This window comes from Fuerstiella marisgermanici (assembly GCF_001983935.1).
GTDB lineage: Bacteria > Planctomycetota > Planctomycetia > Planctomycetales > Planctomycetaceae > Fuerstiella > Fuerstiella marisgermanici.
This window is the reverse complement of the sequence record NZ_CP017641.1, coordinates 4,886,129-4,912,450: the sequence shown is the minus strand read 5'-3', so window position 1 is coordinate 4,912,450 and position 26,322 is coordinate 4,886,129. Positions and strand designations below refer to the sequence as shown.

At 55.9% G+C, this 26,322-nt stretch carries 23 protein-coding genes; 13 read left to right on the top strand and 10 right to left on the bottom strand.

From position 1 onward, the window contains the following. The first annotated feature begins 151 nt into the window (after positions 1 to 151). Positions 152 to 421: a 30S ribosomal protein S20 gene (gene rpsT, locus Fuma_RS18350; RefSeq protein ID WP_077025406.1), complete on the top strand. Its 270-nt coding sequence runs from the start codon at positions 152 to 154 to the stop codon at positions 419 to 421. Between the two features lie 109 nt (positions 422 to 530). Here the strand turns inward: rpsT and Fuma_RS18345 are convergent, their stop codons facing one another. Further along, positions 531 to 1,697, bottom strand: a complete 1,167-nt coding sequence (locus Fuma_RS18345; RefSeq protein ID WP_077025405.1) for a glycosyltransferase family 4 protein — start codon at positions 1,695 to 1,697, stop codon at positions 531 to 533. Positions 1,698 to 2,216: 519 nt separating this feature from the next. Between Fuma_RS18345 and Fuma_RS18335 the strand changes: the two genes are divergently transcribed. The 3 genes from Fuma_RS18335 (at position 2,217) to Fuma_RS18325 (ending at position 3,633) form a co-directional block, all read left to right on the top strand. Further along, positions 2,217 to 2,495 (top strand): hypothetical protein, encoded by a 279-nt coding sequence (locus tag Fuma_RS18335; RefSeq protein ID WP_077025403.1) that lies wholly within the window; start codon positions 2,217 to 2,219, stop codon positions 2,493 to 2,495. A gap of 55 nt (positions 2,496 to 2,550) precedes the next feature. Continuing rightward, complete coding sequence (locus Fuma_RS18330) at positions 2,551 to 2,799, top strand: hypothetical protein (protein ID WP_077025402.1); 249 nt, start codon at positions 2,551 to 2,553, stop codon at positions 2,797 to 2,799. 225 nt (positions 2,800 to 3,024) lie between these two features. Then, positions 3,025 to 3,633 (top strand): hypothetical protein, encoded by a 609-nt coding sequence (locus Fuma_RS18325; protein WP_077025401.1) that lies wholly within the window; start codon positions 3,025 to 3,027, stop codon positions 3,631 to 3,633. Positions 3,634 to 3,922: 289 nt separating this feature from the next. Here Fuma_RS18325 and Fuma_RS18320 read toward each other — a convergent pair whose 3' ends face one another. The 3 genes from Fuma_RS18320 to Fuma_RS35345 all read right to left on the bottom strand — a co-directional run bounded on the left by Fuma_RS18320 (position 3,923) and on the right by Fuma_RS35345 (position 6,579). Continuing rightward, entirely contained in the window at positions 3,923 to 5,140 is a 1,218-nt protein-coding gene (locus Fuma_RS18320; protein ID WP_077023010.1) for an IS91 family transposase, read from the bottom strand. After that, entirely contained in the window at positions 5,141 to 6,163 is a 1,023-nt protein-coding gene (locus tag Fuma_RS18315) for a site-specific integrase (RefSeq protein ID WP_077023011.1), read from the bottom strand. A 257-nt stretch (positions 6,164 to 6,420) separates the two neighbouring features. Further along, a complete protein-coding gene (locus Fuma_RS35345) occupies positions 6,421 to 6,579 on the bottom strand; it encodes a hypothetical protein (RefSeq protein WP_158521055.1) in 159 nt (52 codons plus the stop codon). Between the two features lie 48 nt (positions 6,580 to 6,627). Between Fuma_RS35345 and Fuma_RS18310 the strand changes: the two genes are divergently transcribed. Next, positions 6,628 to 7,254, top strand: coding sequence for a hypothetical protein (locus Fuma_RS18310; protein WP_077025400.1), 627 nt, complete (start codon positions 6,628 to 6,630; stop codon positions 7,252 to 7,254). 262 nt (positions 7,255 to 7,516) lie between these two features. Next, the gene (gene ltrA, locus Fuma_RS18305) at positions 7,517 to 9,202 is read left to right on the top strand and encodes a group II intron reverse transcriptase/maturase (RefSeq protein WP_218922201.1); all 1,686 of its coding nucleotides are present in this window, start codon (positions 7,517 to 7,519) and stop codon (positions 9,200 to 9,202) included. A gap of 181 nt (positions 9,203 to 9,383) precedes the next feature. Here the strand turns inward: ltrA (Fuma_RS18305) and ltrA (Fuma_RS18300) are convergent, their stop codons facing one another. Both ltrA (Fuma_RS18300) and Fuma_RS18295 read right to left on the bottom strand, forming a co-directional pair. Continuing rightward, entirely contained in the window at positions 9,384 to 10,811 is a 1,428-nt protein-coding gene (ltrA, locus tag Fuma_RS18300; RefSeq protein ID WP_218922198.1) for a group II intron reverse transcriptase/maturase, read from the bottom strand. Between the two features lie 960 nt (positions 10,812 to 11,771). Further along, the gene (locus Fuma_RS18295; RefSeq protein ID WP_077025399.1) at positions 11,772 to 13,151 is read right to left on the bottom strand and encodes a neutral/alkaline non-lysosomal ceramidase N-terminal domain-containing protein; all 1,380 of its coding nucleotides are present in this window, start codon (positions 13,149 to 13,151) and stop codon (positions 11,772 to 11,774) included. Between the two features lie 405 nt (positions 13,152 to 13,556). Between Fuma_RS18295 and Fuma_RS18285 the strand changes: the two genes are divergently transcribed. Continuing rightward, entirely contained in the window at positions 13,557 to 14,624 is a 1,068-nt protein-coding gene (locus Fuma_RS18285) for a hypothetical protein (protein WP_077025397.1), read from the top strand. Positions 14,625 to 14,700: 76 nt separating this feature from the next. Here Fuma_RS18285 and Fuma_RS18280 read toward each other — a convergent pair whose 3' ends face one another. Next, on the bottom strand, positions 14,701 to 15,456 hold the full coding sequence (locus Fuma_RS18280; protein ID WP_145944244.1) for a hypothetical protein: 756 nt from the start codon (positions 15,454 to 15,456) through the stop codon (positions 14,701 to 14,703). A gap of 235 nt (positions 15,457 to 15,691) precedes the next feature. On the opposite strand from Fuma_RS18280, the gene Fuma_RS18275 reads away from it, so the two are divergent. The 4 genes from Fuma_RS18275 to Fuma_RS18260 all read left to right on the top strand — a co-directional run bounded on the left by Fuma_RS18275 (position 15,692) and on the right by Fuma_RS18260 (position 19,506). Continuing rightward, positions 15,692 to 16,825 carry a prenyltransferase/squalene oxidase repeat-containing protein gene (locus Fuma_RS18275; protein ID WP_077028397.1) on the top strand — a complete coding sequence of 378 codons (1,134 nt, stop codon included), beginning with the start codon at positions 15,692 to 15,694 and terminating at the stop codon, positions 16,823 to 16,825. Positions 16,826 to 16,828: 3 nt separating this feature from the next. Next, positions 16,829 to 17,542: a bifunctional demethylmenaquinone methyltransferase/2-methoxy-6-polyprenyl-1,4-benzoquinol methylase UbiE gene (gene ubiE, locus Fuma_RS18270; RefSeq protein WP_077025395.1), complete on the top strand. Its 714-nt coding sequence runs from the start codon at positions 16,829 to 16,831 to the stop codon at positions 17,540 to 17,542. Between the two features lie 164 nt (positions 17,543 to 17,706). Then, on the top strand, positions 17,707 to 18,309 hold the full coding sequence (locus tag Fuma_RS18265) for a hypothetical protein (RefSeq protein ID WP_077025394.1): 603 nt from the start codon (positions 17,707 to 17,709) through the stop codon (positions 18,307 to 18,309). 453 nt (positions 18,310 to 18,762) lie between these two features. Then, a complete protein-coding gene (locus Fuma_RS18260) occupies positions 18,763 to 19,506 on the top strand; it encodes an FHA domain-containing protein (protein WP_158521054.1) in 744 nt (247 codons plus the stop codon). Between the two features lie 172 nt (positions 19,507 to 19,678). On the opposite strand, the gene Fuma_RS18255 is transcribed toward Fuma_RS18260, so the two are convergent. Then, a complete protein-coding gene (locus Fuma_RS18255; RefSeq protein WP_077025392.1) occupies positions 19,679 to 20,602 on the bottom strand; it encodes a hypothetical protein in 924 nt (307 codons plus the stop codon). Between the two features lie 316 nt (positions 20,603 to 20,918). On the opposite strand from Fuma_RS18255, the gene Fuma_RS18250 reads away from it, so the two are divergent. Together Fuma_RS18250 and Fuma_RS18245 are read left to right on the top strand one after the other, a co-directional pair. Continuing rightward, positions 20,919 to 22,127, top strand: coding sequence for an HlyD family secretion protein (locus tag Fuma_RS18250; RefSeq protein WP_077028396.1), 1,209 nt, complete (start codon positions 20,919 to 20,921; stop codon positions 22,125 to 22,127). Between the two features lie 136 nt (positions 22,128 to 22,263). Beyond that, the gene (locus tag Fuma_RS18245) at positions 22,264 to 23,460 is read left to right on the top strand and encodes a prenyltransferase/squalene oxidase repeat-containing protein (protein WP_099091815.1); all 1,197 of its coding nucleotides are present in this window, start codon (positions 22,264 to 22,266) and stop codon (positions 23,458 to 23,460) included. A gap of 185 nt (positions 23,461 to 23,645) precedes the next feature. Here the strand turns inward: Fuma_RS18245 and Fuma_RS18240 are convergent, their stop codons facing one another. Both Fuma_RS18240 and Fuma_RS18235 read right to left on the bottom strand, forming a co-directional pair. Further along, positions 23,646 to 24,656, bottom strand: coding sequence for a hypothetical protein (locus tag Fuma_RS18240; protein WP_145944243.1), 1,011 nt, complete (start codon positions 24,654 to 24,656; stop codon positions 23,646 to 23,648). A 409-nt stretch (positions 24,657 to 25,065) separates the two neighbouring features. Next, positions 25,066 to 26,130, bottom strand: a complete 1,065-nt coding sequence (locus Fuma_RS18235; protein ID WP_077025389.1) for a GNAT family N-acetyltransferase — start codon at positions 26,128 to 26,130, stop codon at positions 25,066 to 25,068. Positions 26,131 to 26,322 lie beyond the last annotated feature (192 nt).

The window sequence follows — 26,322 nt, the reverse complement described above, 5'->3', positions numbered from 1 at the left end:
TCCGTCCAGTTTCCGGGGCATTTGGCCGATCAGGGTGGAAACTCGCGGCTTTCTGAAGTAGCCTGCGACGCTTCTGAAGGATTGCCCCGCCCGCGTGTTGGTGGTTGACAAGCCTAAACCTAAACATGGTCTATACTTACGACAATCGTCAATGCCAAATACAAGCGCTGCCAAAAAGTATCTTCGTCAAAGTTCCGCACGTCGAATCCGGAATCGTGCTCAACGTTCTGAGCTGCGGACGACCGTTCGAGGCTTCCTGAATCTGATGGATGAAAGTCCGTCTCGCGAAGAGGCTGACAAGCGATTGTCTCAGGTCGCGAAAGCACTGGACCAGGCAGCCGCGAAGAATCTGATTCACTCAAACACAGCATCTCGCACGAAGTCACGACTGGCGAAGCTGAAGAAAAAGACCTGCGCATAGCAGTTCCTGCAGGCTGAAATCGGCAGGTTCGTGCGCTGAAAGCAGCGAATCACCGCAGCTGACCAGAAATAAACATTGAAGCCGCAGTTTGCGAAGAGCTGCGGTTTTTCTATGCGCTGTGATAATCGTCCAGCACCTTTCGGTACACGTCCCGAATCTGCTCGGTCATGACTTCATGGCGAAAAGGCTGAGTGAATCGGGCCCGTCCGGTTTCGCCAAACTGCTTCCGCAGGTCGCCATCGGACGCTAATCGCGCGATGGCTTGGGCAAGTTCTTCGATGCTGCGAGCTGGGACCAAAAATCCGGTTTCGTTGTCGATGCAGACTTCCGGCGCACCGTCGATGTCGTAACTCACGATGGGCTTGCCGCAGATCAGGGCCTGAGGCAGAACTCGGGCAAGTCCTTCCCAGACACTCGTGTGGACCACCATATCCATCGCATGGATGTAGCTGGAAACCTCATCGGGCGGCACCAGCCCGACAAAGATGAAGTGCTCCGTCAGGCCAAGTTCGGCAATGCGCTGCTGAGACTGTTCCTTCAGGATGCCGTCGCCAACCAACAGGAATCGCACGGTGGGCACGGCTTCCACGATTTTGGGAGCCGCCTCAATCAGGTATTCGTGGCCCTTCAGGTTAAACAGCCTCGCAATCTTACCGACCACGACGTGCTGGTCTGTTAGGCCAAACTCAGCTCGCACCTGTTCACGTGAACGCAGCGGATTCAGAAACTTGTCGACATCCATGCCGCTGTAGGCGGTGGTGAATTTGTCAGGCGTGCCAATGCCGGCGTCCAGGTATTGGGTCGCCATATTGTCGCAGACAGTGATGAAGTGTTGGCACCACTTGTCCGCCATTCGTTCGGCCATCCGGTAGGCGTTGAACAGAATCTTTGGCTGGCCGAAATGGAACGACGCTCCGTGAATGCTGTGAACGCTCGGCAATCCCAGTGAGAATGCCGCTCGCCGACCGAGGATGCCGCCTTTGGAACTGTGCGTGTGAACGATGTCCGGCTTGAATTCACGTAGCAGCGTTTTGAGTGCTCGATAACACTTGTAGTCACGCCATGGGTGCAGACTGCGATGCATCTCCGGCAGCAAACGCAGGTCCAGCCCTCGATCGATCGCACGCTTTTCGAGAGTGCCTTCCGGTCCGAGTCCCGGTCCCGTGATCAGGCACACTTCATCGCCATGAATGTGGTGCTGATCGTCAACGTTGAACAGCGTATTTTCCTGAGCACCACCGATAATCAATCGAGTAATGATATGGGCGGTTCTCATAGGTAGTCGGTCCGGTTCACCAGCAGATTCGTCGATCGACGCCGCTTTACGAGTGTTGCAAACGGAAGGCGTTGGAACTTAACACACGCCAACGATTGTGGAAACTAAGCTGCTGTTGGCTGCGATAGCTGGCGTGCGGCAAAATAGATTCACAGCCTTCGGTTCGGTACAGAACTGCACACGAAAAACGACTTGCCGGATGCTGCAGTACTGCAATATCGAACGATCCGTCTCAAGTGATGTATTCATGGAGCGGTATCCGGGTTTCGCTTCTTCAGTTCTTGCGAACAACTTGCGTTTTTGCCCTCCCGTGCCACGGCAGGGTCGTAGTTCATCGGCGTTCAGCCGACCGATCAGGGGAGTGCCGATTGCGGCCCCGAATCTGCCTGCCCTCGCCAAATTCGCCACACCATCGACTTATATCTCGCACGTCTCATGCACTTCAACCGAAGCGAGGCGACACCGTGACAATACCTGCTTGACGCCATCGATGCCGCCGTCGGTCGTCCGAATTATTCGTTGACGGCTTTGCGAGAACTGGCTCAGCAGCAGGAAACCGACATCACGGGGCGAGCCGACCGGAGGGCTCGTGAGGAAGACGAGCTGGAAACCGTCGTCTATGAAATGGGCCAGTCGCTGGCCGACTGCTTCTACGACGCCGAACAGGAAGACGCCGCCACTAAAGTCGCCCCGAGTCGATCCGAGTCGATCCGGCTGGCGCGGCCTGCGAGACGCCTCATTGCTGTCCCGTTCAAGAACCGTCCTGTCCCGCTAGCGTTCCGCTCTTTCCGCCGATGAAGCGACTCTGGAAACCTACGGCCTGTCGACGGCGGACGCGGACGAACTGGAAAAAGTGATCAACGACTACGCCGAAGTGATTGCCGCTCCGCAGAGTGCGATTGCCAACCGGAAATCTCAAACGGCGGTGCTGAGACCACTCTTCCGGGAGGTCTCACAGCACCTCACCAAAATGGACCGTAGCATCCCCCGCTTCCGAGTCACATCGGAAGGCGACGCCCTCGGCAACGCCTCGAAAGAAGCCCGCATCATCCGCGATCTGGGTCGAGGTCCAGAGGCAACACCGCCGGTCGAGGAACCTTGAAAAGGATCTTGTGGGCCGGTGCCATAGACAGTCGTCCGTGCCTTCGGGCAAAGTTTGGCGGATAGATTTTATCAGCAACTCCGCCGCGCCGCTTGCACGTGGGCATAAAACACGAGAAACTCAACTCAGTCTGGAAATAGCCCGGCGATTGCGCATCATCGCCAGAAAACGCCGGGTGAATTATTTATCGTTATCCGACAATCCGAAGTCTCACGGAGGTGCTCGATGCGACAGGTCGTCTATTTGTTGCCGCTGATTGTTGCGGGATGTGCGAGCCAGCCATCTTCACTGGTTCCGCTCACTGGAGACGGTGAGACCGTACTGACCGATCGTGTCGTCGGCGAGTGGCATCTTAATTCCGCTAAACCAAAGACAACACGTCGGCCAACAATCTCCTTCGGTTCACTCGACGGCGTCGTTGCAACAATCTCAAGTGAGAGCGGTTCACGCTTCACGATGACCGTCCGACGAGAGGATGCGGCAATATCGTTCACCTGCACACTGATCAAGATTGGCGATTCCCTCTACGTCGATCTGCAGCACCCAAGAATTCGCGATGCAGCGATCGCAGGAACAACACTGCGCCCACACTTTTTCACGCTCTGCACATTCGTCGATCAACAGATTCGCCTGACAGCTTGCGACAGTTCACGATTCAGACAGGTCCTTGAGGCTGACGGCCTGCCATTCGTTGACAGTGACAATCAATTGGTCTTTACTGGCACGTCTGAGCAATTGCAGCACGTCATCCGCGAACACAGTGCAGAATTGTTTCGTACAGGTACGGGCGACTTGATCCTAACGTCACAGAGACCGAGTGAGTCGGATAACTAATGAGCGTTTGACTTCGCGGCGATGGTAGTTGGCGGGTTGGTCGCGGGGTTGATGTTGTTGTTTGAGTTGGTGGCGATGCAGGTTGGTCGAGCCGAAGCTCAAACGCTTTGTTCAAGGAGCCCGGCTGGGTGCGAAAGGCTGAGTTTTTCTGCTTCGTTTCGTGCAGAATTTACTCACCGCGCAGCGTTAAGAGACTCGGTTGCTCCACGGTTACGTGATCGATTGGCTCAGGCGTCCTGTCGTTTCGACAGGCTTCGAAGACTCGGCTTCGTTCGGTGTGACAACGTCATCATCCGGAATCGAGATACGGCAGCGGGTGTTCGTACAGGACTCGGCCGACGTGATCGGTGATCATCACCAGATGCAGGTCACCGCCGCATTCACGACACACCATCGGCCGCTTCGGTGGTTCTTCCGCAACGGCTCGCTTCGCCAGGATGTAACACATGCCCAGGTAGAAACACGCCAGCATCCGCACATAGTCGATACTCAGCGAACTGTGTGAGTGCAAAAAACCGTAGTAGCGGATTCTGTGAAAGTTCGGCGGCAACACGTGCTGCAAAAAGCCTCTCACAAACTCCTGCCCCGAAACTTTGCGACGCTTCGAAAACTTCTTCCCCGACGGCGTGTAGCGATAGGTCACGTGAGTCTCATTCATCGACTCGATGCGGTTGTTACTGATCGCCACACGGTAAACGTACGGAGCCAGATACTTCAGCACGCCGCGTCCGTCGCCCACCGCTTCGACATCCATCACCCACGGCCGAGTCCACGCACGCGGATCAGCGGCCAGAAATTCGTCCTCAATCCCCGCCGCTCGAACCGCATCGCGAAACTTCGCGGGGAAGACTGTGGACGCGGCCTTCTCCGGCAGCAGAAAATTCGGCGGACACTGCTGCCAGCCGGGCGGTCCCGGCGGACCATGGCGTGGCGAGCCGCTTGACCTGGTGCGTTTCATGCGCCGAGGCGTGGCCGTTGGCTCCTGCGAACCATCTTCCGAAACACCACCGCCGGGCACCACGAAATGCACGTGCGGATTGTAGACCGTGAAGTCTCGCCCCCACGTGTGCAGAACTCCGAAGAAGCCCATCCGCTTCGTGCCAACGAACCGCTTTCCAGACGCCAGTTCGTGAATCGTCTGACTGCCACAGTCGAACAACGCTCGATAGCACACGTCCTGGTGAGCGCGCACGACCTTCCGCAGCGCTTCGGGCACTGTGAAGGTGACCATAAAGTAGGGCACCGGCAGCAATTCGGACAGACGATCGGCGAGCCACTTCTGCGTCTTGTCAGACTGGCAGTTCGGGCAGTGTCGGTTGTTGCAACTGCGTCCCACCCAGTGAGTTCGCTGGCAGTCGCCGCAGTCGTATCGCAGATGGCCCAGTTCTCCGGTGCGACACTTTGATATGAAACTCAGCACGCGCTTGTGCTGCAACGGCATGCGTTCGCCGAACTGTTTCAGATAGTCGTCCCCGTGCTGCCGCAATACGTCGGCAACGGTCGGCATCTATCGCGGCTTGCGATTTCGGTGCGGATCGTTGTCAGGACCGATAGGTGGTTCGCCGGGCGGCGGAAACATGTTGTCGAACAATGTTCCCGCGTCGGCGATATCGTCGTGAGTCTTGCGACCGTCTTCTTCCTTCGGATCCGTCAGATGCAGGTAGACCAGCGTCGTCTGCAGGTTCTTATGGCCAAGGAACTTCTGAATCCAGCGCAGCGACACGCCGGCCTCAAACAGATGCGTGGCGATGCTGTGCCGCAGCGTGTGGATCGAAACCTGCTTGGTGAAGCCGAGCTCGCTGACCACATCCTTGATGCAGCCTTGCACGGTCGACGGATCCATCGGCCGCGACGTCGTCGGGCCCTCTTTCTTCGTGCGTCCGATCTGCGGAAACAGCAGCGTTGGATTGCGATGCGTCTTCCAGTAACTGCGCAGCACATGCAGCGTCGAATGCGGCAACGTCACGAAGCGATCCTTCGCGCCCTTGCCACGATGCACATGCACCAGCATGCGTTCGGCATCGATGTCGCCGATCTGCAGACTCAGCGCTTCGCTCATCCGCAGGCCGAGCGTATAGGTGGCCCAGAAGTAGGCTCGATTGCGCGGCTGCCGCACGGCGGCGATCAGTCGGTGAACTTCGTCGATGGACAGCACATCCGGCAGCGTTTTCTGTTTCGGAATACGCAGCTTCGTGAGCACTTTCCAGTCACGCGGTTCGGTGTACTTGTAGAAGAATTTGAGCCCACTGTAAGCGACTCGCAGCGAACCCGGAGCGAACTCGCAGTCGTTGATCAGGTACAACAGATAGTCGGCGACCTGTTGTTCGGAAAGCTGATCCGGCGGCGTGTGGTAATGACCGGCCAGCTTGCGAACTTCGCGAAGGTAGCCATCATGAGTCCGTTGCGCCATACCCCGCAACTGCAGATCCTGCGACATCCGTTCGCGGAGCGACTTCGTGGGTTGGTTGTTACTGCGTTGTTCGTCCGAGTTGCTGTTGTTCCCGTTCTGTGAAGAATGATCGTGTGACATGAAATGGTCTCCCTGAAAGTGAAAGAAACAATCAGAAAGACATGGCACAAGATTTCACTACATTCGCAAATCAGACTCCATTAGAAAATACCCCGCCGCGCAGCGGCTCACTTGAACAAAGCCGTGAACCGGAGCACTCATTCACGCGGCAACTGAAATCAAAGCCTTCCGTTCGTGCCCGGTTACGGCAGGCGTTAGCTGGCAAGATAAACGCGATGGACAAATCCGAGCTACAGCGTTCAATCAACTCCCGCGTTTTACCGCAGATTCCCGAACACGCCTGGGACTGCACAGTTGCCATCGTTGCTGGTCGCGATCAATCCGTGTTCCAATTTGGCACTGGCACGTTGTTCGCGATAGCTGACCATTTTTTCGTCGTAACGGCCGCCCATGTGATCAAGGATGCCGTAAAGCATAGCTGCTCGCTTGGGATATCGTCTGGCCGGTCGAAGTTTATCCCAGTCGTGAATGACTGGACCGTTACCTCTGCGGGGCAATACGGCAGCATTGATGATCCGCTCGATGTTGCAATCTATCACCTGCCTCAGGATTCGGTCGAACGACTCGACGGAAAAACGTTCTTGCGCGTTGATGACATCGAATTTGACGATCAGCCAGACACCGCTGTGTACACACTGTTTGGTTACCCGGCAATCTGGGCGTCAACTTCCACGGACACCAACACAAGCGTTCAACTCAAGCCACTTCAATTCACCACATACCGATTTGACGGTGTGACTGACGGTCTTGGCAACTACCAGGACGAACTTCACATATTGCTTAGCGGATCGTCGCACGACATTACTGATCCTGATGGCCAACCGGTGAACTACACGAAACTCAACGGCGATGCGGCACAATTCCCCCGTGATCTCGGCGGCATCAGTGGTTGCAGCGTCTGGCGAATCGGTGACCTTCAAACGTCGATTGAAGATTGGGCAGTCGAGAAATCAAGAATTGTCGGCGTGGAAACGTCCGTGTATCCTTCTCGCAATGCAATCAAGGCGTCGCGGTGGGTCGCGGTCAGCACTCTCATTCATGAGGCGTACCCTGAGTTGCGGCCAGCAATGAATCTCTGGCGTCAACGTTGAAGCGGCCAGCTAAATCGGGTAAGAGCCACCGTTTCCGGTGACCCTCCCCACACCACCTGACATGCGGGTCCGGAGCGAACTGGAAATGGTTTATTGACAAGCGGGTGCGAATCCCGTCCGGGTAACTCTTAGCCTGAGGCCCGGTATCGAGTGTTGCAGCGTCACTGGTAACAGTTGCGTTGAAGCGTACACAGAAAGGTAGTGAGGACGAATGGACTGGGCTGGCCGCCCAAACCGTGAATGGTATTGAGCCCCGAAATGCATGTTTTCTCGGTATCTGCCCAGGCATTCGGACCTGCTAAAGGCAACACTGAGTTTCGCGTTTTGGCGAGCGAAGCTCGGAGACCCGGGGTCGAAGGCCACGATCGCGCTACACATGATGCCAATGAAGCAACCAGTGAGATCCCAGCTGTTCTTGTTCGACGTGACGTCCAATCACGACGAAACGAGTATGCACGTACAAGCTGAAAAGGCAAGGAGTGCAGACGACTCTGGGAAGTCGGATGGCGGCATAGTACCGTTGAAGCGCGAAGACCAATCGCGTGAATTGAAGCCCGGTAATGCGGGTGCAGGGAAGGCCGCCAGGCCATCACGCGACTCCAGCGATACACCGACCGCACTCAGTGGCGGATCACCGGTGCTTGATCGACTGGATCGCATCACCCAACGCGCGGAAACGTACTCTGAAGAGGCGTTTAACAACCTCTTTTCGCTGCTCAATTACGAGTTGCTGTGGTATGCGTTTCGCAAGCTCAAGCGAGGCAAGGCACCCGGAGTCGACGGTGTCACGGTGGATCAATACGAGTCGAATCTGCGGGACAACCTGCACGACCTGTTAACCAGATTACACCGTGGTGCGTATCGGCCTCAGCCCAGTCTTCGTCGTGACATTCCGAAAGGGAATGGCAAGACCAGACCGCTGGGTATCGCCAGTGTGGAAGACAAGATCGTACAACGTGCGGTCGTGATGATTCTGGAACGGATCTACGAAGTCGACTTCTGTGAGACTTCCTATGGTTTCCGTCCGGGACGGTCATGCCACCAGGCTTTAAGTGTGCACGGTCAAACCATCGCGACCCGGAAAGTGAGCTGGATTTCGGACGCGGATATCCGTGGCTTCTTCGATAACGTTTGTCATGAACGTTTGCTCGAACTGCTACAAAAGCGGATTTCCGATCCGAAGCTATTGGCCCTGATCCAGCGCTTTCTGAAGTCCGGTGTGATGATCGAAGGTCGTCGCCGTAACACTGACGAAGGTGTTCCGCAAGGCTCGGTTCTTTCACCGTTATTAGCGAACGTGTATTTGCATTACGTCCTGGACCAATGGTTCGACCGGGATGTGCAGCCGCGTATGCGAGGTGAATCGTACATTGTCCGCTTCGCGGACGACTTCATTTGTGCGTTCGAACTGGAGTCTGACGCGAGACGCTTTCAGGATGTGCTACCGAAGCGACTGGCCCGATACTCGCTGGAGCTGGCCGAAGAGAAGACTAAACTGCTGCGGTTCGGCCGCTTTGCGAGACGCGATTGCCAGCGTCTTGGCGAAGGGGCTCCCGCGACGTTCGACTTCCTCGGCTTCACTCATTACTGCGGCCTGAGTCGTGCGGGAAAGTTCAAGCCGAAACGGAAGACAGCCAGTAAGAAATACCGAGCTAAGGTAGGCGATCTGAAGCATTGGTTCCGACGGAATCTGACGACACCTTTGTCCGAAGTCTGGGCGAAGTTGAATGCGAAGCTGCGTGGCCATTATCAGTACTATGGAATCAATGACAATTGGTCCCAACTGATGAAATTCCGCCAGGCAGCAAAGCAGCTGGCCTTCCGCTGGCTCAATCGTCGTTCGCAGAGGAAGTCAAAGACCTGGCCTCAGTTCGATGCGTACATAGCTCGCTTTCCCCTGGCATCTCCTTCGAAGCTGACTGACCTGATTGCGATACAGCCAAAGTGATGACCGGGTGACAAGTGATGGTCGGGAGCCGGATGCGTTAACGGCGCACGTCCGGTTCTGAGAGGGGTTGAGCGTACAATCGGACACGGATAAAATATTGTGACACCACCAGAGGAAACGGGTGGCCAACAGGGAACACAAACCGCATCCTAAACCCGAAAGACGCCATCCTACTCGCCCATCAGGCGGTTCGACGAAGTGGAGCCAGTTCGTTCCAGAGGTGTTTCAGGCTTAATAGACCCAATTCCACGAGCAGCGCGTTCGTAAAGCCCACACCGCTGGCGATGGTCTTGGCCATGTGCCAGTAGCTCTTGCGACTTTTCGCATGACGAATCGCCTGTCGACGGGGAACCCCTAAACGCACGAGTTCTCGGCTGCGTGTGCGAGCGTGTCGCCACCGCTTCCAGAAGCACATGCGTATCCGACGACGGATCCACTGGTCGAGCCTATCGAACAGTTTCAACTCCATCGCCAGGCAGAAGTAACCCGCCCAGCCGCGAAGATAACTTCGCAGTTCACTCAAGCGACGTTCCATCGAAACTCCCCAGCTGCGACCGGTGAGTTCTCGAATGCGACGCTTGAAACGCTGAAGCGATTTGTCACTCAGCCTGATCCGAAAGTAGCGACCGCGAACACAGAACCCAAGAAACTCAAGTTCCTGCCACGGCACCACTTTGCTCTTCGTTTCGTTAACAACAAGACGAAGACGTTCGGTCAGAAAACGCTGCACCGATCGGAACACTCGACGCGCGGCACGTTCAGACTTCGTGAAGATCACGAAGTCGTCAGCGTAACGCACGAACGGCAGACCGCGTTGTTCCAGTTCCTTGTCCAGATCATCCAGCAGGATGTTGGCAAGTAGCGGAGACAGCGGGCCACCTTGTGGCGTTCCTTCGGTACTCGGTTGCAGTTCGCCGTCCACGATCACGCCCGCTCGCAGGTAACGGCCGATCAGTTTCAGCAGCAGTGAATCCGAAACGCGAAGAGCGATTCGGTTCATCAGCACGTCGTGGTTGACTCGATCAAAGAATTTTGAAAGGTCCATATCCACCACGAACTTGCCGCCTGCCTTGATCGTCCGCTGAACCTGTTGCATGGCTCCGTGAGCGGATCGGTTGGGGCGAAACCCGTGGCTCGAATCGCTGAAGTGCGGATCGAACACGGGCGTCAGAATCTGCAGGATGGCCTGTTGAATCACGCGGTCCAGCACGTTCGGAATACCGAGCTGCCGTGTGCCGCCATCCGGCTTGTCGATGGTCACGCGTCGCACCGGTGAAGGTCGATACGTGCCGTCGAGAAGCTGTCGTCGGATGAGTTCCCAGCGTGGTCGGAACCATGTCAGAAATTCATCCAGCGTGATGCCGTCGGGGCCAGGGGCTCCGCGGTTCGACCGGACTTTCTGCCAGGCGCGTTCCATGTTGGATTCATCAACGACGGCTTCCATCATCATCTCTGGAAACAAACGTTCGACCGTGGAACCACGGTCGTTCAGGGCTGGCTGCTTGTCCGACGCCGACGCGGTCATCCCCGTTCGGGGAACTGGATTTGTCTGCCGAGCAGACCACCCACCTCGTGTCGAGTTGGTCGAAGACTCCTCCCTGGAATTCATCGTTCGGTCCTTCCTGTCGTCAGTGGTGTGTGACGAAACAGTACTACGACCTCTGCTGACTTCCGTCGATCACGAAACGTGTTGACCACGAATCGCTCTGCCTTTGAGCAAGCTCTTCTAACAGATACGAACGACGGATCTCCCTGGATAAGGCGTGTGACTTTCGCTGCACAAGCTCCGGATTTACCAATGCGGATGAACGGAGACGGTTTCGTGATGATTGGCTCACTCACCTGTCCGCACCGGCCTTGTATCCGATTTCTGTTCGTAACCTCGCAGCTTTGACGAAGATGCGACTGACGACGACTGTTGAGTGTCAGCTTAACGGCGCATTCGCAGGCTTCCTCCCCACGGTTCGTTACCTCCCCGCAGTTGCCCTCGTCTCGTACTTGATTCAAGCAGCTCAATGGATGTACCATTAATCCACAAGACCTCCATTCTCGTACAGGGGACTTGCACCCCATAAAACACACGCCATGCCAGGCGTACCAAAAATATGCACCGGAACGCGGCCGGTGCCGCAATTTGCAAATCACATCAACTGGTCCGCGTCCGGTGATGTTAAGCGTTAGCCAGCAACGACACACGAAGGTCTCTAATGAAGTACACAGCCACCTTGTTGCTGCTCGCCATTGTTGCTCCGGCTTCGGATTGGGAGTACCCGAACACAGTTGGCCAAAGCGGTTCTGCGTCCTCCGGTGGAAGAATCGTGGCGACTTCATTTGCTAAACAATCGCAGGACAGTTTCTCAACAGAGCAGTAGGCCGGATCAAGGAGCGAAGCGACACCGCTCCGGCGGCGGGTGCGGGAGAAACCGTGAGCCCATTCTGCAGCGTTGCCGGAACGGCGCTGCGCTTGGTCCGGCCTACGCACTGCTGAGTATTGAAGTCAGAGCCAGGAAACGGGGCTGGCTTCTTGTCGTCCGCATTATTTGGCGGAAGTGCTACCAACGCATTCTATTTACTTGTCGAGCGCATCCGCCAATTCGTGGACTGTCTTGACGATGTGTTCTTCTACGTTTTCCGACCAGGCGGTTGGTAGGCCATAATAGATCATGCTGGTTGCGCCTTCGTAGCCGCCTTCCAACAGGACTCGCTTGGACGGGATGTAGGCCATCACGTCATTGCTGTATCCTGCGACCCAGAGGTCCTTTTCCGGGAACTCATCGCGAAGCCGGTTCGCGTAGTCGACGACCACTTCCCCGCCCAGCACCACCATGCGAGCATCATTGCCGATTCCCCAGACCTGGACCGGATACGGATAGGTCTGATCAAGCGAGCCCTTCTCTTCGATCATCTGCAACAAGTGCTTAGCTCGACCGGCGATATAGGTGTTCGAAGACATTGTGTCTTCTTCGATCGTGTCCTTGTCCGGAAGTGTGGCGAGTTTCAGGTCGATTTCCTTGTAGGTAGACGTCAGCCCTCCGCTCACCTTCTTCATGTCGGCGGCCAGCACTTTGTCAACAGCCGTCGCCATTTGTTGACCGTATTCTTGCGCCAGTTCAACAGTACGTCGTGGCAGCGGGTTTTGGTCGGCGCCGCAACCTGCGACGAACATGGCAATGGCTTTCGGATGTCGCTTTTCGATTTCAATCTGAGCGAATCCTGGCCAGTCGCCTGACCATTCCATCAGGCCAAGCACTGTCGCATGGCAGGCGTAGCCGAACACGACAGCCGACAGTTCGCCTTTTTCATTTCTGACAGCCAGCACGGGAGCGGAATGGTCGACAGGGCCTTTTAGTTCGCCGTTTTCACGCAGCATCGGAACGTCCGCTTCACGATTGTTACGCCGGTTGACGGCGAAGGTCGCCTTGCCAAGACCATAGCTGACGCTGGCCGATTGAACATTGCTGAAGGCTTCGGCAACGACTTTGCCGACTGCGTCCTGAAGGAAGACAGCGTATTCATCGATCAGCGACTTGTGCTGCTCAGTAAGGCTGTACATCGTGATCAGATTTCGGCCAACAACGGGGCCGGTGTGAGTGTGCGAGGTGCAGATAGAAATCTGCGAACGGCGAAGACTGTGCGTTTCCTGCAGCTTTTTGCAAATCCCCTGAGAAACGTCGCGGCCGATCCCGACAAGGTCAAGACTCACAAGGACCAGCCGTTCGCCGTCAGGACTCTGCAGGACCAAAGCCTTCGCCCACAAATCGTGCAGCTTTCCTTCTGCCGGGCCCTTTCGCCCTGCGTAGCCGGACATCCACATCGGTTGTGGCGGCGTGATCACTCGCTTTGCCACACCCGCTTGCCACTCGGATTTAGCCGCTGCGGACGTTGCAGCGGTCGTCACAAACGCGAACAGGAGGAAAACGCGCAGCAGGCAGGAATTGGAGTGTCTCATCGCGTGTGGCTTTCAACGACTGGCGGGAAGTGTGGGGAAAGAAGGTGGGAACCTGATTGTACGAAGGTCATGCGCGAACGCAACTTTCAACAAGCGGATGCCTCTTCAGCCTCGGCGAAGTTCGATTTCACAGGATCTTTATTTTTCCCGTTGAGGCGGATCGCTGTGGACTCAATTCCTGCCCGGCACTGCCGAGCTGAAGGTTGGAAACGCTTACAGTGTTCAGTTTTGAACGAAAACGAGCGTTGTTCGCAGTATTGGAAATTGAGACCACAATCTGTCGATTGCACGTAAACGTTCCCGCCCCAGGGCTGCGCCCGCTTGCAAACTTGGGCATAAGTGGCTGCAATCTACGGCAGACCGATTTGACTCAATAACCCAAATTCAACAAGGAGAATTATTCTTATGCGTATCCGCTCTTTTCTTGCCACGTTACTCGTTGCTGGCGTCGCGACGACCGCAACTGCTGAGGACATTGACCTTGGTCTGAAAAAACAATTCTCGGGCCGCCTTGTCCTTGGTGGACTCACCAATCCGTCGTCCGTCAGCTTTAGCCCGTCTGGCGTGTTGACCGTCTGCGATTCCGGCAACGGCCAGGTCTTGCTGGTGAAGGACGGCAAGGCTGAAAAGTATATTACTGGTTTCCAGACAGAGTACTGGAAGGTCGACGCCGAAACTGGCGCGAAGCGATTCAAGCTTGGACCACTATCGTCTGTATGGGTGAATGATAAGACGCTCGCCGTAACAAACGCGGGGTTGGGCGACGGCAAAGAGACCGTTGTGTTCTACGATGCTGCCGGCACGGTCGACAGCGGCAAAGCGACCAACAGTGTTGGGCCGACTTCTGACGACGACAAAGACAACGGCGAAGGCAATTTGACAGGGCTTAGCGTTTCGGAAGACGGCAGTACTGTCTACGTGGCCGGTCAGGGATCGGATGCGAAGACGTGGGTACTTTCTGTCGACGTCGCCAGCAAGAAACTAAGCGGACTGGCTTCAGCCGATGACGCAGGCATCGAAATCAACTCACCGATGGACACGATGCCTTGGGGTAAAAACAGCATTCTGGCACTGTATTCCGGAGCTGGCGGCAAAGATGACGGACTGATTGTTCAGTGGAATGTGAAGAAGAAGGAAGTCGTCAGGAAATGGAATTTGCCTGGCCTGACCGATCCGATGGGCTTCGCCCAAATTCCTGAAACGAAGTCGCTGGTCGTAGTCGACAACAACTGGGCTTTGACGGAAGTTAAGGCCGGTCGATTGGCACGAGTGAACTTGCCAAAGGAAGGCGACGACGCCAAAGTTCGCGTGATCGGCGAGAAACTGCACGGACCTGTTTCGTGTGCGTTCGGACCTGACGGCGATTTGTATGTGGCTCAATTGGGAGCCGAGTTTGACAAAGACAAGGGCCAGATTGTTGCCATTTCGGGCATCAAGAAGTTTACTGGCAAGAAGAAGCCAGCGGCTAACTAATCGGCGCTGAATGTTGTTAGAGCAGATGTGAATCGAAGCCCGGCTTTTCGAAAAGTCGGGCTTCGTCGCGTTTTGTTCACTTCTTCTTCGTTGTCAGCGACGCTCGGTATTCTGAGATGATTTCATCCGGCGAATCGTTGAACGCCTGCACGCAGCCCTGACAGCAAACGTAAAATGTTTCGCCCTTATGCGATACTGGAATCGTCCCCAGTCCACCGGTGACGATGCACTTCCGCTGGTTGCCTCCTGCTTCGGCCAGTTTTTCGCCTGATCGCGTGTAGCCGATGCCGGCGACTCGGCGAAAACTTCCGCTGGGTGACGTTTGCTGTTCGAACAGTAGCGTAGCTCGAATGTCGCTAAGCTGCTGGATCGTGCACCGACGGCTGACTCCGTCTGCATCTGGTGGTGAGACCAGGACAATCCGGTCCGGCCACTTGTCCGGCATCGTGCCTCGGTATTCGTGAACAGTGTCGCCATCGGTTTGCAGCAGAAGCAGTTGCTTGTTCGGCTGGTCCCATTTGAGTGCCAGGTTTTCGAACTGCCGGCCTTTGTCAGACTTCAACACAATGGACGTTTGTTTGTTCTCGAAACTCCATTCGCAAGTCGCCTTTTCGATCCATGCACCCTTTTGAGACCCTCGCTTCAGTTGTCCGACACCACGCCACGATCCGATCAATGGATTGAACGATTGCAGCGGGTGTGAGTCTGTTCTCACGGATGGCTTATCTGCGCTGGCTGATGTTTGAGGCTGACTGGCGGCCAGCAGCATTCCGGTCACGATACATGTGCCACCAAGCCACAGGCCCGCTTTCCCAATTGTTCGATGCGTCATAGATTCGTATTCCTGAGGGTTTTTGCGGCAGGCTGTCGCTCTAATAATAGCGAATCCGGGCTCACTGTCGGCACAAAAAAGTTTCATGCCAGTTTTGAATTACCTTGGCGCAGCAATCGCGTCGCCGGGAAATATGCAGGCCGCAACCGCTTCGGGCATTGATCGTCGGGGTTCTGGTGTAGAATGTATTCGGACGATCAACTCAATCTTTAGGTTCACAAAACGGGAGTCATCAATGTTTCGACTGACCCTCATCACACTTCTTGGATTTTCTGTCGCGGTTGCGGCTGACGAAAGTCAATCGTCGGCGAAGGCTGGCGCGGCGGTACAGTCAAACGACGCCAATGCATCGCCAGACATCGCCTCAATGCAGAAGAAAGCCCTTCAGTTTTTGAGGGTGACTCAAGGCCCCGACGGTTCGTGGACCAAAAACGATTTCGTCGGCGTTACGGGGTTAGTGACCACATCGCTTCTGCGATCCGGGCTGACAGCTGACGATCCGATGGTTGAAGCCGGGCTGGCCAATTTAATGTCTCATGTCAAATCCGATGGCGGCATCTATGCAACCGGCAGCCTGCATCGCAACTACGAAACCTGTATCGCGATTATGGCCTTTGCTGAGGCCAACGAAGATGGTCACTATGACGGCCAGATCAAAAAGGCCGAACAGTTTTTGCGTGGGTTGCAGTGGGATCAGGGCGAGGGGATTGAATCGTCGGATCCATCCTGGGGCGGCGGCGGCTACGGTAGTCATCAACGGCCGGACATGTCCAACACTCAATTCCTGATGGAAGCGCTAAAAGAAGCAGGTGTGAAATCAGACGACCCCGCCATGCAAAAGATTCTTGTCTTTGTGTCGCGTAGTCAGAACCTGGAAACGTCGCACAACGATACGAAATTCGCCGGCAAGATTAACGACGGAGGATTCTATTATACTCCGGCGGCTGGTGGTGAATCCAAGGCGGGCGTCACCGATGACGGCGGGCTGCGGTCTTATGCCAGCATGACGTACGCAGGTTTGAAGAGTCTGATCTATGCCGGGTTGGATGACGGCGACGTGCGAGTCAAAGCGGCAAAAGAATGGATTCAGAAGAACTACACCCTCAAAGAAAATCCAGGCGTGGGCCAACAGGGCCTGTTTTACTATTTCCATACCTTCGCCAAAACGATGACGGCCGTGGGAGACGAAGAATTCGTCGACGACAAAGGTGTCCGTCATGAGTGGAAGGCCGAATTGGCTCAGCGACTAAGCGAACTGCAGCGACCTAACGGAAGTTGGATCAACCCTGCTGACCGCTGGTACGAAGGCGACCCCAATCTGGTTTCGGCGTACTGCCTGATGGCACTTAGCTATTGCGACACGGAGTAATGAATGCCCGTTGATAAGTCCGGAAGTCGAATTCGCCAGATGTTTGGCGAAATCGCCGGGCGCTATGACTTTATGAATCACTTTCTGTCCGGCGGCACCGACATCTATTGGCGGTGGAAAACGGTCCGCCTTGCGCGGCCGGAAAATGGTGATCCCATTCTTGATGTCTGCACCGGTACTGGTGACCTGGCCTTCGCATGGCGCAAGAAAGCCGGGACCGAAACGCCCGTCTTCGCGACCGATTTTACTCACGGCATGCTGAAACTGGCGGAGAAGAAACGCCAGCAACGTGACGTTGTCTTCATGGAAGCAGATACGCTGCATCTGCCCTTCGAAGACGATACGTTTCAGGTTGTGTCCGTCGCATTCGGCCTGCGCAACGTGGCCAGCACGATCGGTGGTCTGGCTGAAATGACTCGCGTGTGCAAACCTGGTGGGCGAGTCGTCGTGCTGGAATTTTCGTTACCGGACAACCGGATACTAAGCCGCTCGTACCAATGGTACTTCCGCAACATTCTGCCGAAGATGGGCCAGTTGCTGGTCCGCAATCGGCAGGCGGCTTATGAGTACCTGCCTCAATCGGTTTCGGAATTTCCTAACGGCAGCCAGTTGACGGAAATCATGGAAGAAGCCGGCCTGGAACGCACGATGTTCCGGAAGTTGACCGGCGGAATAGCAGCGGTGTACATCGGCTACAAACCGGCACAATCGGAATGATAATTTGTCCTTACAACGCGGACGGCATTCAAAACAATTTGACATTTGAATAATTGACATTGGGCCATCGCCCCCGCCATCCTCAGTAACTGATCAAAAACTCGACCACGACTGGGCAGTTGTCCGTCGCAGTCAGATGAAACTCACTGAGGAGGGGATTGAAAATGTCTTTGCGATTTCGAATTTGTTTGGCGGCGTGGATAGCAGTTGTTGCGCTGGCGGCCATGAGCGGCCAGGTGCAGGCACAGGACGGTGCTGAACTGACGCCTATTCCGGACACTCCGGCACCAGCGTTGCCACCAGAAAATGCCGTGGCCGTTCCGCTGGAGGCCGATTCATCGTACGCGGAATGGACTATTGAAATCGTTCCGGCGCACAAAGTCAGGGATGCTTCAGAAGCCAATTCCTCCGTTGCCGCTCCGGCCGATTCAGGTCAGGCTGCCGCCGGTGAAGGCTGTCCGACGTGCGGTCACGCAACGGCCAACGCGGCCGACTACACTCGCATCTACAAGTCGATTCCGTTTAACAGAGCGGAGTACGATGTGAACCCGTCGTACCGGCATGATTCTGCCATGGAAATCCTGACAGGAAATGCACGTCACAAGACGGTCGTGCATCACGGAACATCGCCAAAGAATCAACCGGTTGTCGTTCAGCCATCTCAGCCGACGATCATGCCGTATCCGTTTGACTTCATTCGGCCGTCGCTGCGACGCAACTATTACCGCTTCTTTCCGTCAATGAATCCGTATTACAACAGGTACTAAGGACCACCGGCGACTGGCTGCTCAGATCGCGTGTTTGGTTGCCACTGAGCCGCTGAAGCAGAAAACCTTCGACGCGGCAACTTTGAATCGCAGCGGAGTTCGGCCCTGCATTAAACAAGCCCGTTATCCTATCCCCTGGGATTGCGGGTTTTTCCATGCGCGGGTTTTCGCCGTGGAGCCCATCCGTTCAGAATCGGCAGAATGTGCCGCTCGCGACCGGCGGAGGAAACAACACGGCCACTGAACGCGCCTTATCCGCCGCGCAGAAGGAAGCCGATTGCCTGAGGCAATAAGTTTGCGCAATCCGTCGCGGTGAACTTGACTGAATTTCCAAAAACGTCTCAGCGAATTGTCGGATGGTGTCGATTTCTTGAATGAGCAGTCTTGCGCGCGGAGTACTTCAACTTCTGAAGACCGGACGAGAGTGGCACAATTTCGCCAATGGAGGGCGCTGTGAGTTTTTCAGGCCAAATCTATCCAAACGACACTGTCGGCTACTTCCGGATTGCCTCAGCAACGGGACGACAACCCATTGAACCCATTGCCCTGGGCGAGTTCCGAATCGGCAGCGCGCCGCACTGTCAGTTGCGACTCGGTGACGCCACGATTCCGGACATCCATACCGTGCTGACTGTCGAACGCAGCGGCGTTTTGCTGCAGTCGCGAGTGACCGATCCGCCGGTGCTGGTCAATGGCACGCCCACAACGGAAAGCCTGCTACTGGACGGCGACCTCGTCGAACTGGAAGACCATCGCTTGCTGTTTCGAATGGTTGCGGAAGAAGATCGCATCACGCTGGACGAATCCGCTTTCACCACACACGATGATTCTAATGCTGCCGATCGGCTTGTCGAAAAACTGGATGAGCAATTTGACCTCATTGAAGAACTGACTCGAACACCCGACCAGGCAGTCGTCGAATTGCTCACGGCGGTCGCGAAAACCGCAACAACGCAACAGCAGGCTGCAACTCAACCGGGAGTCGCGAATTCGGGGGCGACGGAACTGGAGCAGGTGAAGAACCTGTTACAGCGTCATCACGAGGCGAGCCGTCTGAGGATGGAATCGCTGACTGAAGTCCTGGACAACGTTGTGCGACAGCAAAAGTTGATTGCCGATACGCTGGAAGTCATGTCCGCACGCATTCAGGCTCTGGACACTGACAACGGATATAACCAGCACCGAGCCAGTGCATAGAATCGCACGCTATCAATCCAATACGGTGGAAGCCCTGCGTTCTTACAGCGAATCTCGCTGACTTATGGCCGCGGAGCAATCGTTTGTGACGACGAAGGCTGTTTCCCACGAGCCCGAACCGTCCACAACAAAAGGTAGACTGCTCTACAACGCGGGGCCTTTTGATGCGCATTCAGAAGGACGGCTGACGCAACTTGTTACCGAACATTTTCAACGCGTCAGCCACGACTTGTTCGACATGTTCCTGCACCGACACCGCATCGTCTTGCGCGATATGCGAACTCACGCTGACCGGAATGGCGAGTGGTTCACCAGTCTTTGAATGCAGGGTCACCACTGCATTGAGCCGACAATTCCAGCCCGACTTCTTTCCTGCCGTTAGGCTGACCGGCAACGTTTGTGGGGCGGCCTTGAGCTGTTCCACGCGAGCCGCTTGTGTGCGGCGAAGTTTCAGTGGTTTGATAATCGCTGAGCGTATCACGGCGCTCATAAGCGAGCTGCCGACGCTGTCGTCCGTGTCGTCGTTGTATTTTGACAACCCTAACTCCGCGTTCCGTTGGCGTTCGTTCCGCTCGTACTCCAGCTCACGCAGGCGTATCTCTTCCTTCGCGGCCTCTTCCTCTTCACGCTGATCGTCCCACTTCTTGTAGTCCGACAACAATTGGTTCTCGCCACGTTCGCGTTCATCCAATGCGACGTGGAACGCACCTACCGCGATCTCAATAGCATCAAAGTCTGCTGCATTCGGTAGGTTCTTCTGCACCTGCTGCTGTATTGCTTTGTCCAGGTCCGGACGAAACGCTTCCATTGGCAGAACGGTCATCGCGTCTCGCCAGTGATGAGCATCCGTGGTGCCCGGATAGTACCGCTTCTCGAACTCCTGCCGCCGGTCGACAATGGTCACCTTGCAGGCAGGACTGTGGGACACTGTGGAGATTTTTCCAGTGTCTGGATCAGCCAGTGAAAACGCGGGAGCTTCGGCGGCGGGCAAGGTGGTGACGACCGAAGGTTTCTGCAACACCCGGTTTGCCGCACAACCCTGGACGGCAATTGTCAGGATCAGAGACATGACGGCATGAGTGCAGTTCGGTTGCATCGGCTGACGTCCGGTGAGTAGAGTCGTGGAGTACGAGCAGCTGAATAGCTCTCCTTCATTATTAGTCGGCGAGACGTGCGTCTGTTTTCAGGCATCGCCTCGCGGACGAAAATCTTTGCTCAGTGACTTCCGCCTCGCCGTCCATTTTGGCGTCGGTACCGGCAGTATTCGCCGCTACCGCGGTCGGTTAACTCATGCCCAGCCCAAGTTTTCTCTACATCTGTGCGAGCTTTCACCTGACGGGGGTCTGTATGCTGTTGACTGTGACTTTCGCCAGTTTTGCACCGAACCTGATACCACTCTGGAGCCTATCCCGATGCAACGCCCATTGTTGTTCGCTCTCTGCACCTGCCTGCTCATCGCTTCATCGACTTTCGCCGAGGACGAAAAGAAGGAAGGAGACAAACCGGACGAAGTCACGATGACCGGAGTCTTCGAAGCGGTGCAGGCGACAGAATTGGCGGCCGACACAGAAGAATTGACGTCGTTAAAGATCAGAAGAATCGTGCCACACGGAGCCACCGTTCGGCAGGGGCAGACATTGGTAGCGTTTGAGTCCGAAGACATCGATAAGCAGATACGGGACGCCGAGCGAGCTCATCAACTGGCGGAACTTGACCTCGAAGCAGCGGAGTTCAGCTTCGAGCAGTTTCAGAAGCTTCAGGAACTGGATCGGGCTGCCGCGGAACGGGCCTGGAAAGCTGCTCGCCAATCGCACGATAATTATGTGCGAGTCGACCGGGACCGCAGCGTCCTGAGTGCTGAGTTCAGTCTCAAATCCAGCCAGGCTTCGTTCGACAATGCGGCCGAAGAACTGAAGCAGTTAGAGCAGATGTACAAAGAAGATGAACTCACTGAAGAATCAGAAGAGATCGTCCTGAAGCGAGCCAAACAAGCGGTCGAAAGTGCTCAGTTCCGTCTCGACAACGCAAAGATCCAGCACGAACGAAATCTCGAACAATCTATCCCGCGCACGGCAAAGCAGCAGGACGACACTCTGGCCCGCGCCGAAATTGCGTTCCGGAAGGCGATACAGGGGCTAAGCGTCGCCAAAGCGAAACAGACACTCGACATGCAGCAGAAGCGTGAAAAGTTTCACGAGCAAACGGAAAAATTGCAGGCCATGCAGGCCGAACGCCGCAGCCTTGTAATCACGGCACCTCACGACGGAATTGCGTTTCACGGCCAACTCACGCGAGGGCGACTCAGCGACAAGCCGAGCACCCTTGAAGCCGGATCTGCTGCGACAGATAAGCAGATTTTGATCACTCTGGCAAATCCCCGGCGACTGCAGATTCGTACTGAACTCACAGAAGCGTTGCTGAAGCAAGTCAACGTTGGCATGACTGGCAAAGCCACGCCCAACGCACTTGGCGAAGTCAGCCTGAATGTTCGAGTTAAAAAAGCGGCCAGAATCCCGCACGCCAATAACAAATTTGATTGTGTCTTAGCGATTCGCAAAGGGCATACGGAGGACATCGTTCCTGGCACAACCTGTGAAGTGAAGCTGACTAAAAAGGAGTAACGTTGTCCGTTCGGCTGTAGCTCCGTGCAACTACACGTTGCTTCTCACTCATGTTGGAGAACTCAGCCGCCGAATAATGCGTCGTCTTCCCCCCTCGTTGCCTTGGTTTACGTCCGCATCTACGAAAGCACTTCACGTGGATAACTGCGTTTTTAAGTCCATTCTGGCGCTGTCGCTCTTGGCGCTGGTGAACTCATCGCGAGCTGGCGACAACGAATCTGTTGAGTCCATCCCTGACACGCCTCAGTTGCCTGACGTTGACGCACCGTCTGACGCGGCCATCAACGAAGCCATGCAGCGCGGCATCGAATTTCTGTTGCGGGACCAGAACGCAAACGGGTCGTGGGGTTCCGCCACACGAACGAAATCTCTCAACATTTATGCCCCGATCCCCGGTGCTCATCACGCTTTTCGCACAGCCACAACGTCGCTTTGCATATCCGCGCTACTGGAAACCGGCAGCGATCGTGACGATGTGACGGCGTCACTTGATCGAGCGGAAGCGTGGCTGCTGGCGAATCTACCGGACCTGAAACGAGCCACTGGCGACGCGATTTATAATGTTTGGGGACACGCCTATTCCATTCAGGCGTTGGTTCGCATGAGAGAACGGCATGCTGACGATTCGGAAATGATCGAGCAGATCGACGAGCTGATCCGACTCCAGTTCGACCGTCTGACTCGCTACGAATCTGTCGATGGCGGCTGGGGCTACTACGACTTTCGATACCAGGCACAGCGCCCTACGTCCAGTTCGATCAGCTTTGTCAACGGGACGGTGCTGGTCGCTTTTGCGGAGGCCAAAGCGGCGGGTATCGAACCGCCGGCACGGATTGTTCGTCGAGCCATCGCGGCTACGAAGCGGCAGCAAAAGAACGACTTCAGTTATCTGTATGGCGAGTACCTGAATACTCGCCCGATGCGAGGGATCAATCGGCCCGGCGGGAGTCTCGGACGCACGCAATGCTGTAATCTCGCACTGCGTTCGTGGGGAGACGATAAGATCACTGACGACGTCGTGAAGAGTTGGCTGGTGCGACTTTATGTTCGCAACGGCTGGCTGGACATCGGACGCAAGCGGCCGGTTCCTCATGAAGCGTGGTTTCAGGTGGCTGGTTATTTTTACTACTACGGCCACTACTACGCGGCGTTAAGCCTTGAACAGCTTCCGGCTTCTGAGCAACCCCCCTTCCAGCAAATGCTCGCGAAATTGATGCTCGATCGGCAGGAGAAGAACGGATCGTGGTGGGACTACCCACTGTACGACTATCACGATGCCTACGGTACCGCGTTCGCCCTTATGACGCTGCAGCGATGTTTGCCGCAGCAGTAGAGTTTCTCTCGCGAACGGCCTCCCCTGCGAAGTCCGGTCACTCCGCGAACCACAAAAAAACTCGCCCGCACAGTGAAGTGCGAGCGAGCGTGATAGCGATTCGGATTTAAGTTCTTGCGACGCTTCGCAGAGACGTTTGCCATGCGTCGTGATCGGCCGGAGAATTGGTTCCGGCTGTCAGCAAACTATCGGCGACGCCAACCGGTCGGATGCGTGTTGGCGGTTTGCGGTCGCTGAGTCCATTGTGGTGTCGACCATTCCTCGCTGGGGACATTGTCGACTTTAAGCTTCGGCCACACTTGAGGCTCTACCATTGCCTGGTCGTTAGGAACGTTTGGCACTGGATTCAGTGGTGCGGCATTATTGGGTTTTACAGGCTGAGGAGCAGGCGGTACGGGTTGCTCGTGGGGTGCTTTGCCGCCTTCAAATTCGCGAGGGGCGGTCGGCACCCCAGCGGGTGGCGTTTCGACAGTGCCGTGTTCCACAAATGGGTCGGCCAGTGGTGCAGCCAGAGGCGATGCGGCTCGACAGCCGTCATTCTGCTGTGGTGTCATGCTGTGCTCGCGGCGGCCGAAGGTCACACAGCCTTCGTCTCCGCATTCCTGTGAATACTGAGCCACGCAGCCTTCACCACAGGCTGAACCGCGGCGACAGAACGAGAACTTCTTCATCTTTCCCGTGAAGCTGGTGAAGAACCGACGACAGGGACTGCTCGACTTTGCGGTGCAGCCTTCGTCACCACATGGTGTTTCGATCAGTGGCTGGCAGTACGATTCTTCGCAATTGGCTTCCGGCACGCAGGCGTCTTTTTTTGTTGGACAGAACAATCCTGACCAGCATCGAGACCGCTGAAAGAAACTCTCGCCGCACGCTTTGTCTGGCACGCAGACCGCTTCTTCCGGAGCTGCGCAGTTGGGGTCATCACAACAGTTATCGTTGTGGTCACTTCCCTTCAACACAGTCAGAAAGCTGACGCCTCGTACATGAGACACTCCCTGAGCTGGCGGAACGGGACGGGGCTGAATGGCCATCCGACTTCGATTTTGCTGCATCGGTGGATCGGTATCGTATTCTGCGCCCGCAGAAAAATCACCGCCGCCGGACCCTGGAGCAGATGAACCATATCGGCTGGCCGTGCAACCGCTGACGGCGATTGAGGTGGCGGTGAGTAAGAGAGCGAATCGTTTGAGTCGCATCACGACTTCCTTTTTGCGACGCATCCGGATGGCGTCCCGGCAGTAACTTGAGGGACGTGGAATGGATGCAGGGACATTTTCCTCCTGCCATTCCTCTCATCGTCAAGGAAGTCGCCGATACTTTCTGCCGTCCGGCCAGATCCGCCGTTGTCTGTGCTTGTCGCTGCGCAATATTCTGCCGGTAAGGAACAGCGCGTTCGGCAAATCTGTGCGACCTGGTCCGTGAGGGTGGGGGCGGCGAAGTCTGCCGATTTGTATAGTGCGCGGGACTACAGCGAATCGCGCTGACTTGTGGCCGCGGAACAAGTGTATTGGACGATGAAGGTTGTTTCCCACGAACCGAAACCGTCCACAACAGAAGGGAAACTGTTCCAGGCGGCCAGTGGCGCGGTTCCGTGAAGGATGGCTTCTAACGCCACAACACGTGCAGTCGGCGGAGCGGCGGGATGGTCATGTTCGTGTCTGTGCCAGTAATGATGACATCCATGTCGGCCGGTTTTAAAAACCAGTCCGGTTTCAGGAATGTGCGGGTTGGGTAGTCTCCCGTGCGCAGTTTCAATGCCATTATTGCGCCTTCCTGGTGCATTTCGAGTAGCACGGAATTCAGCAGTTCGTTGCGCGCCGCCGTCGACAGTTCTGAAACGAAGACTAAATCCAGAATCCCGATGGGTTCGACTGTGCGACCGGCGATCGGCAATACGTGAAAACCGATACATCCCCGCACGACTCCATTTTCGACGGCTACGAGTGCTCGACCAAAACCATGCAGCCCGAGCTGCCGCGACAGGCGGTCGGCGTTCCAGATGAGTCGCAGATCACAATGTCCAGTCGCTCGCTCCGCCAGATCCAGACACACCGGAATGTCTTCGGCCTTGATTGGTCGAATTTCAATTCCACCGGGATTCCGTCGTCGTGGTTGAAAAACGAACGGCCTTGCTGCTCCCGTCAGCCATGCTTCACCGCGATTGACGTTCCACGCGGCCGCCCTGCCCGCATCCAGCAACCGCCCCCAAAAGCCAGCTCGTCGAGGCACTGTCGACACGTCGCCGGCCTGCTTTTTCCAGAAACCCGGGCCCAACGAAACCTTCGATCCCGTGTACCCATATCCCAGCCGAAACTCCAGCCCCTCCTGCCGCAACTGTATTTGGGCCGCCTGGTGCAGCATCCGGCCGATACCCTGCCCGCGATGTTCGGCCGGCACGCTCAGCCAACTGGCTTGTGCGGCCTGGACACGCTGCCCCGCCATTTCGAAGGTCATTGGCACATACAACATCGTGCCGACAAGTTCCTCGCCGCGATAGACAGCTTTCAATCGCTGTGCCGAATCGGGTTCGTCCAGACGCAGTTGCCATCGGAAATAATCGCCGCTCCACTGAGGAACGGACATCTTTCCTGCGTAGGTCGATTGCCAGGCAGAGACAATGAAGTCAGCCAGTTCGTCCGGCGTTCCTGCGAATGGTCGAACTTCTAGCATGCGGATGAGGCAAACGGGGCGAAGGTTCAGGTGGGACAAAAAATGAGCGAGTTGTTGACGCCCAAATTTACTGACGCCTTGATTGCGGGAGCCGACGATGGTCGCAACGCTGGCGTCGAGTTGCAAACCCAACCTTCGAAAAACCTAAGAACGGCCTGGTGCAGCCGAACATTTGATTTCCGGATCGACTGA